The 15,146-nt window shown below is 60.7% G+C and carries 11 protein-coding genes; 2 read left to right on the forward strand and 9 right to left on the reverse strand.

Annotated features, from left to right (window positions below):
- Nucleotides 1-410: 410 nt before the first annotated feature.
- Nucleotides 411-3,569 carry an efflux RND transporter permease subunit gene (locus tag RTCIAT899_RS23585; RefSeq protein ID WP_015342312.1) on the reverse strand — a complete coding sequence of 1,053 codons (3,159 nt, stop codon included), beginning with the start codon at nucleotides 3,567-3,569 and terminating at the stop codon, nucleotides 411-413.
- Nucleotides 3,570-3,576: 7 nt separating this feature from the next.
- Entirely contained in the window at nucleotides 3,577-4,761 is a 1,185-nt protein-coding gene (locus tag RTCIAT899_RS23590) for an efflux RND transporter periplasmic adaptor subunit (protein ID WP_015342313.1), read from the reverse strand.
- 238 nt (nucleotides 4,762-4,999) lie between these two features.
- Here RTCIAT899_RS23590 and RTCIAT899_RS23595 point away from each other — a divergent pair, with 238 nt between their 5' ends.
- Both RTCIAT899_RS23595 and RTCIAT899_RS23600 read left to right on the forward strand, forming a co-directional pair.
- The gene (locus tag RTCIAT899_RS23595) at nucleotides 5,000-5,692 is read left to right on the forward strand and encodes a response regulator (protein WP_015342314.1); all 693 of its coding nucleotides are present in this window, start codon (nucleotides 5,000-5,002) and stop codon (nucleotides 5,690-5,692) included.
- Nucleotides 5,676-6,734 carry a sensor histidine kinase gene (locus RTCIAT899_RS23600; RefSeq protein ID WP_015342315.1) on the forward strand — a complete coding sequence of 353 codons (1,059 nt, stop codon included), beginning with the start codon at nucleotides 5,676-5,678 and terminating at the stop codon, nucleotides 6,732-6,734. The genes RTCIAT899_RS23595 and RTCIAT899_RS23600 overlap by 17 nt, the downstream gene beginning before the upstream one ends.
- 48 nt (nucleotides 6,735-6,782) lie before the next feature.
- Here the strand turns inward: RTCIAT899_RS23600 and RTCIAT899_RS23605 are convergent, their stop codons facing one another.
- From RTCIAT899_RS23605 to hyi, 7 genes are all read right to left on the reverse strand, one after another.
- On the reverse strand, nucleotides 6,783-7,658 hold the full coding sequence (locus RTCIAT899_RS23605; RefSeq protein ID WP_015342316.1) for an NmrA family NAD(P)-binding protein: 876 nt from the start codon (nucleotides 7,656-7,658) through the stop codon (nucleotides 6,783-6,785).
- A gap of 99 nt (nucleotides 7,659-7,757) precedes the next feature.
- On the reverse strand, nucleotides 7,758-8,615 hold the full coding sequence (locus RTCIAT899_RS23610; RefSeq protein WP_015342317.1) for an AraC family transcriptional regulator: 858 nt from the start codon (nucleotides 8,613-8,615) through the stop codon (nucleotides 7,758-7,760).
- A 221-nt stretch (nucleotides 8,616-8,836) separates the two neighbouring features.
- On the reverse strand, nucleotides 8,837-9,892 hold the full coding sequence (locus RTCIAT899_RS23615; RefSeq protein ID WP_135488104.1) for a hypothetical protein: 1,056 nt from the start codon (nucleotides 9,890-9,892) through the stop codon (nucleotides 8,837-8,839).
- A gap of 366 nt (nucleotides 9,893-10,258) precedes the next feature.
- On the reverse strand, nucleotides 10,259-11,887 hold the full coding sequence (locus tag RTCIAT899_RS23620; protein ID WP_041678128.1) for an MFS transporter: 1,629 nt from the start codon (nucleotides 11,885-11,887) through the stop codon (nucleotides 10,259-10,261).
- 259 nt (nucleotides 11,888-12,146) lie between these two features.
- Nucleotides 12,147-13,424, reverse strand: coding sequence for a glycerate kinase type-2 family protein (locus RTCIAT899_RS23625; RefSeq protein ID WP_015342320.1), 1,278 nt, complete (start codon nucleotides 13,422-13,424; stop codon nucleotides 12,147-12,149).
- Between the two features lie 15 nt (nucleotides 13,425-13,439).
- Nucleotides 13,440-14,324 (reverse strand): 2-hydroxy-3-oxopropionate reductase, encoded by an 885-nt coding sequence (gene glxR / locus RTCIAT899_RS23630; protein WP_015342321.1) that lies wholly within the window; start codon nucleotides 14,322-14,324, stop codon nucleotides 13,440-13,442.
- Nucleotides 14,325-14,329: 5 nt separating this feature from the next.
- Nucleotides 14,330-15,145: a hydroxypyruvate isomerase gene (gene hyi, locus RTCIAT899_RS23635; RefSeq protein ID WP_015342322.1), complete on the reverse strand. Its 816-nt coding sequence runs from the start codon at nucleotides 15,143-15,145 to the stop codon at nucleotides 14,330-14,332.
- Between the last annotated feature and the right edge of the window lies 1 nt (nucleotide 15,146).

Consider the following 15,146-nt stretch of genomic DNA (forward strand, 5'->3'; position numbering starts at 1 on the left):
ATGCGGTTTGGCGTGGAGCGACGGCGGCGGCTTTCGACCGATACCCGGCCGCGGGAGTCACAAAGTCGTCCTTCGGGCTAACGGTAATGACATGCGTTCGGCATGGGCACAATCCTGACGGTATGATCTGCACAACCGTGCATGCAATACCGATGCCACAAGGAATCCTGGCTGGCCGTGCTCAGCATTTCGCCCGCTAAGCTTTTGTGTTTTATTTGGAATAAGTCTGCGGCCAACCAATCCCGGAAGAAAGCGGCCTTTGCCGGTTCTCCGAGATTGCCGCAACCGATGCCTAACAATTCATTTCGTCATGAATAGGTGACGGAAAAAGCGGCAATCAGCTGCAGGTTCTCGAAATCACCGACATGATGCGGTCGGCATAAAGCGGTCTTGGAAGCTCATTCTCCTTCTTATCGAGATCGGGGATCGGCGGCGGGTGCGGGCGGGACGTGGGCGCCCGCACCCTTCTCTTCGGCCGGTCTCTTGGTCCGGAGGAGGGACAGCACAAAGACGAAAAAGACCGGGACGAAGAAGACGGCAAGGACCGTTGCGGAGATCATACCGCCAAGGACGCCCGTGCCGATCGCGTTCTGGCTGGCGGCACTGGGACCCGTTGCGATCGCCAGCGGCACGACGCCAAGCGTGAAAGCAAGCGACGTCATCACGATCGGGCGGAAGCGGACGCGAGCAGCCTCGGCCGCTGAATCCAGCAGGGACCTGCCTTGTGCGTAATAATCCCTTGCGAACTCGACGATCAGGATGGCGTTCTTCGCCGACAGGCCGATGATCGCAATGAGCCCGACCTTGAAATAAAGGTCGTTCGGCATGTCGCGGAGGATCGCCGCCAGTACGCAGCCAATGATGCCGAGTGGTACGACAAGCATGACCGACAGAGGGATCGACCAGCTTTCGTAGAGGCCTGCCAGCAGTAGGAAGACGAAGAGGATGCTGAAGGCAAATAGGATCGGCGCCTGACTGCCGGAGGCGATTTCCTCGCGCGACTGACCGGACCACTCGTAGCCGAAACCGTCGGGAAGTTCGGATGCGAGGCGTTCCATCTCGGCAATGGCGGCACCCGAAGACTTGCCTGTTGCTGCCTCGCCGGTGATGCGGATCGTCGGATAACCATTGTAGCCGACGATCTGCGGATCGCCCTTGCGCCAGTCGGCGGTCGCGAACGACGAGAGCGGCACCATTCCGCCGCTTGCGTTGCGAACGTTCAGCTTCATCATGTCTTCAACCTGCATGCGGCTGCGGCCGTCCGCCTGCACGATGACCTGCTGCATGTGGCCCGCGTTCGGATAGTCGTTGATATAGGAAGAGCCGAGGCTTGCGGTGATCGCATCGTTGATGTCGGTGAAGCCGACGCCGAAGGTGTTCGCCTTCTCGCGGTCGATCGCAAGGACGATCTGCGCCGCCTCCTGCATGCCCTCGACGCGGACGTTCGTCACCACAATGCTCTTGGCCGCCTTTGCCATCAACTCTTCCGCCGCTTGCTTGAGAGCCTTCTGCCCGCGTCCGGCGCGATCCTGGAGCCGGAAGGAGAAGCCGCTCGTCGTCCCGAAACCTTCGATTGGCGGCGGCGAAAGGGCATAGGAGGTGGCGTCCTTCAATCCGGCGAGCTGTGCGTTGACGCGCGCAGCGATTTCCGGCACCGAACTGCCCGCAGGCCGTGCGGCCCAGTCCTTGAGCGTCACGAAGGCGATGGCCGAGTTCGGCCCGTTTCCGGAGAAGCTGAACCCCTGGATGGCGAAGACGTTTTCGACGGCCGGTTCGGCCTTGAAAATCGCCTCGATCTGCTTCAGCGATGCGATCGTGCGGTTGGCGCTCGCCTCCGGCGGTCCCTGGACGTCGACGATCAAGATGCCCTGGTCTTCTTCCGGCACGAAGGAACCGGGCAAATTGACGAAAAGATGGCCGAGGCCGATGACGAGCGCGAGATAGACGCCCATCACGCGCCCCGACCGGCGCGCAAGGCAGGCTGCCGTCTTGGTGTAGCCCGCCGTCATTCCGTCGAACTTGCGATTGAACCACCCGCCGAGACCTTTCTTCTCATGATGATTTCCGTCGATCGGCTTCAGGAAGGTGGCGCAGAGCGCCGGCGTCAGCGATAGCGCCAGGAAGGCCGAGAACATGATCGAGACGACCATGGTCAGCGAAAACTGGCGGTAGATGATGCCGGAAGCTCCCGGGAAGAATGCCATCGGAATGAAGACGCAGGACAGTACCAGCGTGATGCCGAGGATGGCGCCGGTGATCTGCTTCATCGCCTTTTGCGTTGCGGCTTTCGGCGGCAAACCCTCTTCGGCCATGATACGCTCGACATTCTCGACCACGACGATCGCGTCGTCGACGAGGATGCCGATCGCAAGCACCATGGCAAACATGGTCAGCACGTTGATGGAGAATCCTGTCGCATACATGATGGCGCAGGTTCCGAGCAGGGCAACGGGCACGACGAGCGTCGGGATGACGGTGTAGCGGAAGTTTTGCAGGAAGACGAACATCACGATGAAGACAAGCACGATCGCCTCGATCAACGTGTGCACGACCTTCTCGATCGAGGCATTGACGAAGGGGCTGGTGTCATAGGGGATCGAGTACTCGACGCCTTTCGGGAAGAACTTCGACAGCTCGTCCATCTTCGCCTTAACGGCCCCCGAGACGGCAACGGCGTTGCCGGTCGAGGAAAGCTGGATAGCAAGGCCGGCACTCGGATTGCCGTTGAGCCGGCTTGCAGTCGAATAGGTTTCCGCGCCATCCTCGACGCGGGCGACGTCGCGCAGGCGCACGGTCGAACCGTCGGAATTGGCGCGAAGGATGATGTCACCGAATTGCTTCGCGCTGTTGAGCTGGCCCTCGACGATCACGGTCGCGGTCAGATCCTGGCTGACCGGATTGGGTGTGGCGCCGATCTGACCGGCTGCGACCTGCGCGTTCTGGGCGGCGATTGCCGCGCTGATGTCGGCCACCGTCAGATGAAGACCGACCATCTTGTCCGGGTCGATCCAGACACGCAGCGCCCGCTGAGAGGCGAAGACCTGCGCACGGCCGACGCCGGGAAGGCGGCGCAGGTCTCCGAGGATATTGCGGTTGATGTAGTCGCCGAGCGCGATCTCATCCATCTTGCCGTCGGTCGAGGTCAGGGCCGCGATCAACAGGAAGCCGGCGCTGGCTTCTTCAACCTGAATGCCTTGCGTGCGAACCGCCTGCGGCAGTCGCGCCTCGATGCGTCGCACCGCATTTTGCACGTCGACGGTCGCCTTGCCGATATCGCTTCCGGAGACGAAGGTAGCGTTGATGCTCACTGAGCCGGAATTATCGGAGGTCGACTCGAAATAGGCGATGCCGTGGACGCCGTTCAGCTCCTGCTCGATCAGCCGGGTCACGCCCTGATAGATTTCCTGCGGCGAGGCGCCGGGGTAGGAGGCGGAAATGGAAAGCTGCGGAGGAGCGACGGCGGGATATTGCGCGACCGGCAAGATGGGGATCGTAATGATCCCCGCAATCATGATGAAGAAAGCAAAGACCCATGCGAGGATGGGTCGCCTGATAAAGAACTGTGCCATGATTTGGTTACTTTGCGGCCTGATCTGAGGTGTTCGGCACGGCGCTTGGCGGCGTCCACGGTTCGGCGACGACCTTGCTGCCGGGCGTGACCTTCTGGACTCCGTCCGCTATGATGGCTTCGCCATCCTTCAACCCGGAAAGCACGATCCATTCGGTGCCGAGAGACGTGCCGAGGGCGATGTTGCGCACCTGTACTGTTTGGTCGGCGGCGAGCACGAGAATCTGAGGGTTGCCTTGGGCGTCCCTGGTCACTGCCCTTTGCGGAATGGTGATGCCGCTTTTCTGGACGGCCTGTTCGATGCGTACGCGAACATACATGCCCGGCAAAAGATCGCCATCGGGATTGGGAAATTCCGCACGCAATGTGACCTGTCCCGTGCTCGGGTCCACATTCGCGTTCGAAAACAAGAGTTTTCCCGGCTTGAAATAGGTCTTTCCACCGTCGAACACGAGCTCGACGGATGCCTGTCCTGGTGCCGGGCTCTGTAGCTTGCCTTCGCTGAGGGCCCGCTTCAGCGCCAGGAGGTCCTGCGCGGATTGCGTGAAATCGGCATAGACCGGATCAATCTGCTGGATGAGTGCGAGATTGGACGCGCCTTCCGCGGTCACAAGCGCTCCTTCGGTCACGAGAGCGCCACCGATGATGCCGGTGATGGGAGCTTTTACCTCGGTGTAGTCCAGATTGATCTCAGCTTCGTCGAGCGAGGCTTGCTGAGCCGCGACATCGGCGTCGGCCTGTGCGAGATTGACGGCGGCTGTATCATAGTCGACGGCGGTCGAGACATTGCGCTCGCGTAGCGAGCGCTGGCGTTCCAGCTGTTGCCTCGCATTGGCCTGGACAGCTTTGGCTTTCTGCAAGGCCGCCCTGGCGCTCGCCACCCGCACCTGAAACAGCTTCGGATCGATCCGGTAGAGAACGTCGCCCTTATGGACGAGGCTGCCCTGCTCGAAGACGCGCTCCTGGAGAATGCCTGAGACGCGTGCACGCACCTCGGAGACCCGGGTCGCGGCGATGCGCCCTGGAAGTTCGCTCATGACAGGCACCGGATGCGCCTTGATTTGCAGGACACCGACGGCGGGAGCGGGCATTTCGCTGCTCTCCTGGGCGTAAGCGTGGCTGGAAATCACCATAAGCATCGCCATTGCCGCCAATATCGCCTTCCCGCAAGGCAGTTCGATTGCAGATCGCATAAATGTATTCCCAATTGACCGGGACGCGAGGAGATCGTCGCTCCGCGTCTCGACGGCATGAACCCATTCGAAAGGAGCCGCTTCAAGCCGGGCGCGAACGGCACTTTCGTCCGAGCCTAAGCAAACATTGGGATTGTTGGCCTTCGGTCGACGTTTTGTGGAGGTTTCATGGAGGAGGGCAGAGGAGTGTTGACGCGCGGGCCCTGTCTGACGTTTCTATCCGGTAAAGGAGCCTTGGATGGAAAATGCACTGATATTGATCGTCGAGGACGAGCCGGAAATCTCCGATATCCTTGAACGCTATTTTGAGCGCGAGGGGTTTCGTGTGCTGACGGCCTCGGATGGCGAGATCGGGCTTTCCCATCACCAGCGGCTGCGGCCCGACCTTGTGATCCTCGACGTCAAGCTGCCGAAACTCGACGGTCACACCGTGCTTGCCACCATCCGCCAAAGAGGCAATACGCCCGTCATCATGGTCACGGCACTTGCCGACGATCTCGACAAGCTGCATGGACTGCGCTCCGGCGCTGACGACTATGTGGTCAAGCCGTTCAACCCGGTCGAGGTGGTCGCCCGGGCGCGGGCGGTTCTGAGACGGGCGACGGGAAATGCTGCGAACAAGGTGCTGCGGGTCGGCAGGCTTGCGATCGATCCGATCGCCCACATGGCAGTGGTGGAGGATGGCGAAAGCCGCATGCCGCTGAACCTGACTCGCACCGAATTCCGCATCCTCGAATATATGGCTGGGTTTCCGAACAGGGCCTTCGAACGCGGCGAGATCGTCGATGCCTGCCTTCCCGAAGGCGATGCGCTCGACCGCACCGTCGACAGTCACATGAGCAAACTTCGCCGCAAGCTCGATGCCGCCGGCGTCGGCGATCTTCTGAACGGCGTTCGGGGAGTGGGTTACCGCCTTGGCGATTTCGGTTAGCAACAGCCTTAACAGGCAGATCGTCTGGTCGACGACCATCGTCGCCTTCGTCGCTCTGTCGGTGATGTTTTTCGGATTCCTGATCTACGGCTATGTCTACGAATGGCTGTTCAAGGACTCCGCTCCGCCGGACGACTGGGCCGTCAGCGATTTCATCGTGCTCGGCATCAACGTGGCAATTGGCCAGGCCGTCGGCGCTTATGTCGGATGGCGACTTGCCCGGCGTCTCGTCAAGCCTCTGACGGCCGTGACGGAGGCTGCCCGCCTCATTGCGGATGGCGACTTCGCGGGACGGGCGACCGGCGAAGGCAATTTCGGCGAAGCCGACCGTCTGATCAGCGATTTCAATCGGATGGCAGAGGAGCTGCAAAGAGCGGAAAAGGAGCTCCAATATTCGAATTCGGCCATCGCGCACGAGTTGCGTACGCCGCTGACGATCCTGCGTGGGCGCATGCAGGGGCTGGCGGATGGGGTGTTCGAGCCGAGCCAGGAGGTATTCCGCGGATTGATCGGACATATCGATGCTTTGACGCGCATCGTCGACGACCTCAGGACGCTTTCGCTGATGAATGCCGGGCGGATGGAACTGCAGCAATCGCGTTTCGACGTTGGAGGAGAAATCGCAGACATCATCGATTCCGTTGGGCCGGCGCTTGCCAGCCTCAGCATCACGGTCGAAACAGACTTGCAGAAGATGGCTGTGATCGCCGACCGGGCGCGGATCCGGCAGGCGGTGCTTGCGCTCATCGACAATGTCGCACGCTATGCTCCGGGCTCGACGCTACGTGTAGCCTTTGAGGAGACCTGCAGCCTGTGCATCATCATGGTTTCGGATAACGGTCCCGGCATGACGGCTGCGGAAAGCGAACGGGCCTTCGAGCGGTTCTGGAGGGCCGACGATGCGAGAACGCGAAGAGGCGGCGGGTCAGGCCTCGGCCTCGCCGTCGTCAAGGCGATCGCCGAGGCGCATGGCGGCCACGCGACGATCGACAGCCGCAAGGGTGGCGGCACGACCGTCGTGCTGACAATCCCGCGCTGCTGAGATTGTGCGCAGGGCAGCAAATGGCCTGTTCCAGGCGTTCGGGAATCCTCATGCGCCGAGAAGCCGCCGCAACACCTCCACCAATTCGGTTGTGCCTCGACGGATCTCGCCCACATCTTTTTCCACATCTATTCGGTCTGCATTATGGGCGGTATAAAGTTCGACCAGCAGTCGCGCATAGTCTTCGGAAAGACCCGCTCGCATGAGTGCGGCTTGCCATTCGGTCTCGGGAAGCGGTTTGGCAAGGACCTCGCGCCCGGCCAGCAAGCCGATGGCCGCCGCAACGTCATTCGGCGTATAACGCCGAGGACCTTCGGCATGAACAATCCTTAGCGCGGTGTCCTGCTTTTCCAAAAGCAGTTCGGCCGCGATCGAACCCACGTCATAGGCGGAGATGGTCGGAAGAAGCTTGGTCAGCGGATGATAGAAGCTCGGCAATCGGCCGCTATCTGCCGCTACCTTTGCCAGACGTGCCCAGTTCTCCATGTGCTCGGCCGATCGCAGCAGGATAAGCCTCTCGGTCTCGAGCCGACGCAGCCGTGCTTCAAGCGCATGGAAAATCAAGGTGATGCCGGTGCCAGAGTTATGCTGCGCGCCATAGTCGGAAATGGCAAGAATGGTGCGCGGTTTGGCGGCTGACAGTGCCCCGCCAATGCGGTCCACCAGTCGTCTCATGCTGGAATAGGCCTCAGCGGCACGAATATCGACCGGGCAAATGATCTGGACGGCGCTCGCCCCCTCGAATGCGGCCGTCAGCGCCCGACTGTCATGCACATCGGCAATGGCGATCTCGCAGCCGAGATCCGAAAAAGCCTGTGCTTTCGATCCATCGCGCAGAATTGCGCGAACCGGAACGCCGGCCTTGCGCAGCGCGGCGATGGTCGTGCGGCCAACCTTGCCGGTGGCGCCCAAAATTGCATGCATGGCATCTTCTCCTGTCGATCCTGCTGCAGCCTAGCCATGCGCGTTCATCGGATCGCACAGGTTCGGACGGTCAATTGCAGGTTTGGACGACAATCGAAGTTATGAGTGCATTCGGCTCAGCATGCCCGGGGTAAGGCCGAGGATGCGCCGCATCCAATGCGTCATGTGGCTCTGATGGGCAAACCCGGTCGCCGATGCGATCTCGGCGAGCGGCATGTCGGTGGAGAGAATGAGCAATCTGGCGCGCTCGATCCGGCGTGTCAGCACATAGTGATGAACCGGCATGCCGAAAGTGGCGCGAAAGAGTGGTTTCAAATGCGACACGCTCAGGCCGACCGTTGCGGCGAGATCGGCAAGAGACAGCGACTGATCGATATGGGCTTCGATAAAATCCAACAGGCGTCGCTGATGGCGATTGGTCAAAGTGGCGCCTGTCGCGGCTGTACCGATTGAAGTCTGTTCGCCGCCTTCCACGAGACGGATCGCCAGCGCCAGGCCTAATGCTTCGGCATAAGTCCTGTCTGATGGAACGGGCGACTCGATTTCGGCCTTGATCGCCCAGGCGATCGATTCAATCCGGGAATCCCGAAGCTGGAATTTTGGTGCCAGAGAAACCGCATTCGGATTTCTGCCGAGCGCTTCTGCGGCGGATTGAAGGAGTTCGTGCTGGATGCTCAGGCGCAGAATGGTGCAGTCCCCGTCATCTTCCCACCAGCCATCCAGTCCGGCAGGAACGATATCGATATCGCCATGCGCCTGACGACGGCGGTATTGACGGCCGTCGCACTCACAAAAAGCATTCACGGCCCGTCCGAAATGAATGCCGAGCCGATGCGTCTGCGACCCCGGAACATGGGTTCGGCCAGCCTGAATACGGAGGAAATTCGCTTCCAGGCCCTTCCAGCCGCGATCCTTGCTGGAGAGAAGTGTCGCAGCGGTGCTGTTGGGCTGGTCCATGACTATGCGCTTCCGCGGATTCTATCGTCCCGGTTTGAGGGCGATCTCGATCCCGAGAATATAGGTAGCACGGCGTATTCGGTCGAGCTATCTTCGGCAATGTGCGCCTGTCAGGGAACCGATAGCATTCTCGCATTCGGAGATCAGCGAATGAATGGCAGAATGCCTGAGTGAGCGCGACCTCTCCCGCGAGACCGCGTCCATCAATGTTTAGTCGAATATCACTTCCAGCTCGTATAGTCAGAAGCGACGCATCCGAAGGGGGCGCGTTGATCGCCGAAACGCTTCTTCAATTGATCGCAGCCCCAGCGGTTGAGGGGTACCGGCATCATATTGTTGATATCCATGGCGGGGGAAGTGAATTGCGAGCCGGCGCTGGTCACATACCAGACCCAGTAGCCGAAAATGCCGACAATGAAGAGAAGGATAACCAGGAAACCCCTGGCAAGCCGTGCCATGACGGACGGCCCTCTCTTCCCTTGAACAATGAGTTCCGGCGGATGAGCGCCAAGTTCCGCTGTCAGCGGGGCGAGAATGCTCGCGCGTTCTTCCGCCGAGATGTCGATGCGTTCCAGCCGGCTATCCAAAAGCACGGGGAGGGCCGTATTTCCATGCCAGACGGCCAGTGCCACGGCTTTGTCGCCCTTTGCGCCGACGACCAGTGGCTCCTCTCCAGGCCCGAAATTCGTATGGGCCGCCCGGCCGGTTTTTCTGCCGCCGATCTTGTCGGCATAGGCCACCATCAGCCGCTTGCCGCGTCGCTGGAAAGCGGTGATTTCCACCGGGACCGGCTCGAGCTGGGCAGGCCGGCGCAGTTGTCCGCGGGCGCGCCAGACGCGCAGGATCTGGAAGATCGCGGCAATGCAGGCGCCGCCGAGAAGGGCGACGAAGACGGCAAGCGTTATGATCCGGTTCCAGAGCATGTCCAGTCCGAGGCTGAGTGTTGCCAAATCCGGATGATCTCTGGAGATGACGAGGTCAGTGTCGTAGTCGCCGGCGTGAATGTCGACGAACATGATTTCGACATCCTTGTCGTAGGTCTGCCCATTGTAGGCATATTTGAGGTGCGCCTCGCAGGTGGTGAAGAAGCCTCTTCGGGTCGAGCATTTTCCGTCGCGGATATCACCATCGACGAGATTGATGGGGTTTTGGCTGATCGTCCAATCCCTCAATATGCCCGGCGCTTCGTAAACTGTTATGAAAACCGTAAGCGCGATCACGATCGCCAGGGCGAAATAGGCGACCTTCGGCATCGTAATCACGCCCTGAGCGAGCATGATGGTTCTCTGGGGAAGCTTAATCGTCGGAAATGTCATTGTCTGCCCTGAAACTCCGAATGGTTGCGTAGGCAGCCGCAAGGCGAGGAGCGAAGCATATGCTTCGCAAAATCCTGGGAGTGATTTGGCGCCCACATTAGCAGCGCGGGAAGATAGGCATTTTGCTTGATAGCTCAATATAAGGTTGTGTGCCGTTCCCCGACTTTACGATGATGTGATATCAAATGCTTGCAGGGTGTGACCTTTTTGCCTCGCAAGATCAATCGACGGGTCGAGCCCGCTGATTTTCACTTTGAACCGGCAGTTCGAGGTCAAAAAGAAAAGCAACATGACCATGTCGCCTGGAGCGGGTCTGCGACCGCTCCGTCACGTCGCATCCAGATAGGGTTTCAGGGGCATGTCGTCGTGCCGGGGCACCGTCTGCCGTTCGATCATATGGTGGATGACCGGCGGGCCATCACCGCGATGCAGTCTATCCAGCTGTTCGGCGACCTCGACATCGGCATGCGTCTGGCGCTGGCTGTGGCGGACATAGTCGATCCAGGTCGGCAGATGGTAGCTTTCCGTCCAGGTGTTCGGCTTTTCGAGATCGCGCAACAGCGACCATTGCTTCGCGCCATCGCGGATTCTCATCCGGCGGCGCTTCGCCATGACGGCCAGGAATTCCTCTACGTTCTCCTGCTCGATGTCGTAGTCCACCATGACGAGGATCGGGCCGCTTCTGGGGCGCAGGTCGAGCTGCAATTGCGGCTCGCTAAAGGTGTTCGTCGGATCCAGATTGAGGGATTCGAAGTCCGGCTGCCGCAACAGGAGGCCAAGCAGACCGCCAATACCGAGAGCGGCGCTTGCGATGAGGAGGGCGCCGGTCACGCCATGGGCATCGGCCAGTTCGCCCCAGAGCCAGCTCCCCACAGCCATGCCGCCGAAGGTGGCGGTCTGATAGAGAGACAAAGCGCGGCCGACGACCCAGCGCGGCGTGGAAAGCTGAACCGTGACGTTGAAGAGAGAAAAGGCCTGCACCCATGCGACGCCGGCCGGCATGAGCAGAAGGCAGCTCAGCCATACCTGGTCGCTAAGCGCCAGGAAGAAGCAGCTGACGGCCAGCGTGAAGAAGGCACCACGGATCACCCATTCATTGCTCAGTGCATCGCGGATACGGCCGATTAGCATCGCGCCGCAGATGGCGCCGAAGCCGAAGAAGCCGAGCATGATGCCATAGGTGATTGCGGTGCCATGCACATGATCGCGTGCAACGAGAGGCAGCAAAGCCAGAATGACAATCGCCGTCAGGCCGAAGACGAAGCTGCGGCACATCACCTTGAGCAGGTTCGGGGACATCTGGACGTAGCGAAATCCGGCAGACATTGCGCTGCCGAAAGACTCCCGCGGCAGCGTGTTGCGCACAGGAGCCTTCTTCCAGCGCCATAAGGTGAAGATGAGGGCGAAATAACAGAAGACGTTGAAGAGAAATGCGAAGGCTGCGCCCGCAGCCGCCACGATGACGCCGCCGATCGCCGGCCCGATGCTGCGCATGAGATTATAGCTCATGCTGTTGAGCGCCACCGCACCCGGCAGATGCTCGCGCGGCACGACATCGCCCATCGAAGCCTGCCATGACGGATTGTGCAGCGCGCCGCCGCAACCGATCAGGAAGGTGAAGCAAAGCAGCAGCCAGGGCGTCAGGGCATTGCTGTAAGACAGGACCGCCAGCGTTGCCGATACGCTGAGCATCAGCGTCTGCGCGATCAGCATGATCCGTCTTCGGTCGTAATTGTCGGCAAGCGCGCCGGCAGCGAGCGAAAAGATCATGACAGGCAGCGTCGTGGAGGATTGAACCAGGGCGACCATGCCATGGGAGGTGGCGAGGCTGGTCATCAGCCAGGCAGCCCCCACACCTTCGACCAATCCGCCGAGATTGGAGATGAGTGTTGCCGACCAGAGAGAACGGAATGTCTTGGACTGAAACGCGACGAGCGGGGAGCTTCTCTTGGGCATGTCGGCTTTTCTTCGCAGGATTGTCTTGCTCGACGGCAAAGCGGACTCGCTCAAAGCGTAGGCACCGCCGAGTCGGTATCAACCCTATAGTGATTTGCTAACTTCCGAAATGATTTTGGAATAATATTCTTGCCAATGAAGGCGGAATTGAGCTTTGGTTCAGGCGCTCGTTAAGCCTTGGCGCTATAAACCTCACCCGATTTCGTTGATCAGGCGGCTTTGGCGTCCTGATGATCCCGATCGCTTGGGTCGCCTGGCCTCAATCCAGCGGGTCTAGAAGAATGGCGCGGAAGTCGTTGACGTTGGTGCCGGTTGGTCCTGTAACGAACAGGTCGTCGACCGCGGCGAAGGCCGACCAGCTGTCGTTGCGCTCCAGGAATTCGGCTGCATCTTTCTCTCGAGCGGCAAGCCGCGAAACGGTGGTGCCGTCGGCAAAGGCACCGGCATTGTCCTCCGAACCGTCGATACCGTCCGTGTCGGCGGCGAGCGCTGAAATGCCATTCTGGCCGGAGATGGCGCAGGCGAAGGACAGGAGGAACTCGCTGTTGCGACCGCCTTTGCCCTTGCCCTTGATCGTTACCGTGGTTTCCCCGCCAGACAGAAGAAGCATGGGCTCTTGCGATGCCAGCCCCCGCTGCAGGATCTTGGCTACGATCGCCGCATGTTGACGACCGACTTCCGATGCTTCGCCCTCGATGGCATCGGAAAGCACGATCGTCTCGACGCCGGCCTTGCGGGCGACATCGGCAGCAGCATCCAGTGCGATGGCCGCCGAAGCAACGAGCTTCACCTCGTTGCGAGCGAAACGAGGGTCCGGGGGTAGGGGCGGCTCATCCCTGCCATCTCCGAGATGACGCATGACCGCGTCAGGCAAATCGAGACCATAATGTTCTATGATCGCAAGTGCATTGGCGCGGGTCGTCTCGTCGGCAATGGTCGGGCCGGAGGCGACCAGGGCGGGGTTGTCGCCGGGAATATCGGAAACGACGAGGGAGACGACCTTTGCCGGATGGGCAAGGGCCGCCAGCCGCCCTCCTTTGATACGCGAGACCTGCTTGCGCACGGCATTCATGGCGCTGATCGGTGCACCGGAGGCAAGCAAGGCCCGGTTGACGGCGATCTCATCGGCAAGCGTGAGATCGCCGGCCGGCGCCGGCAACAATGCCGAGCCGCCGCCGCAAATAAGGGCGACGACCAGATCGTCTTCCGAGAGACCGCTGACCGCTGCCATCAACCGCTCCGCAGCGAGCCGTCCGCTTTCATCCGGGACAGGGTGAGCGGCTTCGAGAACCTCGATACGCTCACACGGCACGGCGTAGCCGTAACGCGTCACAACAACGCCGGAGAGCGGTGCATCCCAGAGACGCTCGAAGGTACGCGCCATCTGCGCTGCCCCCTTGCCGGCACCGATCACCACCGTCCGGCCCTTCGGTTTTTCGGGCAGATGGGCGGCGAGCGCCTTGTCCGGATCGGCAGCCGTAACGGCTGCGTAGAACAGCTTTTCCAGAAAGGCGCGGGGATCGGCGATATCAGGCATCGGGTCTCTCACATGTTACGCGACGGGATGGTTCGCCATGCGCTCCAGCGCCTTGACGAGACCGGAATGATCGAGCCCGCTATCGCCATTGGCGGCGCATTGGTTGAAAAGCTCCTGCGTTGCCGCTGTGTTCGGCAGCGAGACACCGAGAGCCTTGGCGCCCTGCAGCGCGAGGTTCAAATCCTTCTGATGCAGCGAGATGCGGAAGCCGGGTTCGAAAGTGCGCTTGATCATGCGCTCGCCATGCACTTCGAGGATGCGCGATGAGGCAAAACCGCCCATCAGGGCCGAGCGCACGCGGGCCGGATCGGCACCGGCCTTGGAGGCGAAGACGAGTGCCTCGGACACGGCCTCGATCGTCAATGCGACGATGATCTGATTGGCGACCTTGGTGACCTGGCCATCGCCGCAATCGCCGACGAGCGTGATGTTCTTGCCCATCAGCTGGAAGAGCGGCAGCGCTCGCTCGAAGCTGCTTTCAGAACCGCCGGCCATGATCGAGAGCGAAGCGTTCTTGGCGCCGACCTCGCCGCCGGAGACGGGCGCGTCGACATATTCGGCGCCGGTCTCGCGAACCTTCCTTGCGAATTCCTTGGTCTCGATCGGCGAGATCGAGCTCATGTCGATGACGAGCTTGCCCTTGGACAAGCCGTAGGCAACGCCGTTCTCGCCGAAGAGTACATCCTTGACCTCGGGCGTATCCGGCAGCATCAGGATGATGGTATCGACGGTTTCCGCGAGCGCCTTCGGCGTTTCGACGAATTGCAGGCCGTTGTCGAGCAGCTCCTGGCGCGGCGGAATCGAAAACTTTGATGTGACGACGATGTGGCCGGCATTCTGCAGATGACGCGCCATGGGGGTTCCCATGATGCCGAGGCCGATAAATCCGATATGTGCCATGGTTGTTAGCTCCTGATATTGAGAATGGCGGCGCCTTCGGCGTGGCGTCCGGCTGCGGCAAACCAGCCGAGCCCCGCCGCGGTCGTGGTGCGCGGCTTGTATTCGCAGCCGATCCAGCCGTCGTAGCCGAGCGTATCGAGCGCATTGAAGATGAAGGGGTAGGCGATCTCGCCGGTGCCTGGTTCGTTGCGACCGGGATTGTCGGCAAGCTGCACATGGGCAATCTGACCCTGATGCTTCTTGAACGTCCCGATCAGCTCGCCCTCGGTGCGCTGCTGATGATAGAGGTCGTACTGAATGAACAGGTTGTCGCTGCCGACCTCGGCGATGATCGAAGCGGCCTGATCCGGCGTGTTGAGGTAGAACCCCGGAATATCGAACCTGTTGATCGGCTCGATCAGCAGACGGATTCCGTGCTTGCCGAGCTCTTCCGCCGCATATTTGAGGTTGACGACGAAGGTTGTCCGCAGCACCTCATCGGGCACGCCCGCCGGTGCGATGCCGGAAAGGCAGTTGACCTGGCTGCAGCCGAGCGCCGTCGCATAGTCGATCGCCGAGGCAACACCGCGGCGGAATTCGTCGATACGGTCGGGCAGGATCGCGATCCCCCGCTCGCCGCCGGTCCAGTCGCCGGCGGGCAGATTGTGCAGCACTTGGGTCAGGCCATGACGATCGAGTTCTGCGCGCAGCGCTTCCTTCGCAAAATCATAGGGAAAGAGATATTCGACGCCCTCGAAGCCCGCCTTGGCGGCCAGCGCGAAGCGATCCAGAAACGGCGCCTCGGTGAAGAGCATGGTGAGATTGGCCGCAAACTTCGGCATG

The sequence above is a fragment of the Rhizobium tropici CIAT 899 genome, assembly GCF_000330885.1.
GTDB classification, from domain to species: domain Bacteria; phylum Pseudomonadota; class Alphaproteobacteria; order Rhizobiales; family Rhizobiaceae; genus Rhizobium; species Rhizobium tropici.

Bases quoted from the DNA above. Each gene is read 5' to 3' on its own strand.
- RTCIAT899_RS23585 (WP_015342312.1), bottom strand. From the start codon at position 3,569: ATGGCACAGTTCTTTATCAGGCGACCCATCCTCGCATGGGTCTTTGCT.
- RTCIAT899_RS23590 (WP_015342313.1), bottom strand. From the start codon at position 4,761: ATGCGATCTGCAATCGAACTGCCTTGCGGGAAGGCGATATTGGCGGCA.
- RTCIAT899_RS23595 (WP_015342314.1), top strand. From the start codon at position 5,000: ATGGAAAATGCACTGATATTGATCGTCGAGGACGAGCCGGAAATCTCC.
- RTCIAT899_RS23605 (WP_015342316.1), bottom strand. From the start codon at position 7,658: ATGCATGCAATTTTGGGCGCCACCGGCAAGGTTGGCCGCACGACCATC.
- RTCIAT899_RS23610 (WP_015342317.1), bottom strand. From the start codon at position 8,615: ATGGACCAGCCCAACAGCACCGCTGCGACACTTCTCTCCAGCAAGGAT.
- RTCIAT899_RS23615 (WP_135488104.1), bottom strand. From the start codon at position 9,892: ATGCTCGCTCAGGGCGTGATTACGATGCCGAAGGTCGCCTATTTCGCC.
- RTCIAT899_RS23620 (WP_041678128.1), bottom strand. From the start codon at position 11,887: ATGCCCAAGAGAAGCTCCCCGCTCGTCGCGTTTCAGTCCAAGACATTC.
- RTCIAT899_RS23625 (WP_015342320.1), bottom strand. From the start codon at position 13,424: ATGCCTGATATCGCCGATCCCCGCGCCTTTCTGGAAAAGCTGTTCTAC.
- glxR (WP_015342321.1), bottom strand. From the start codon at position 14,324: ATGGCACATATCGGATTTATCGGCCTCGGCATCATGGGAACCCCCATG.
- hyi (WP_015342322.1), bottom strand. From the start codon at position 15,145: ATGCCGAAGTTTGCGGCCAATCTCACCATGCTCTTCACCGAGGCGCCG.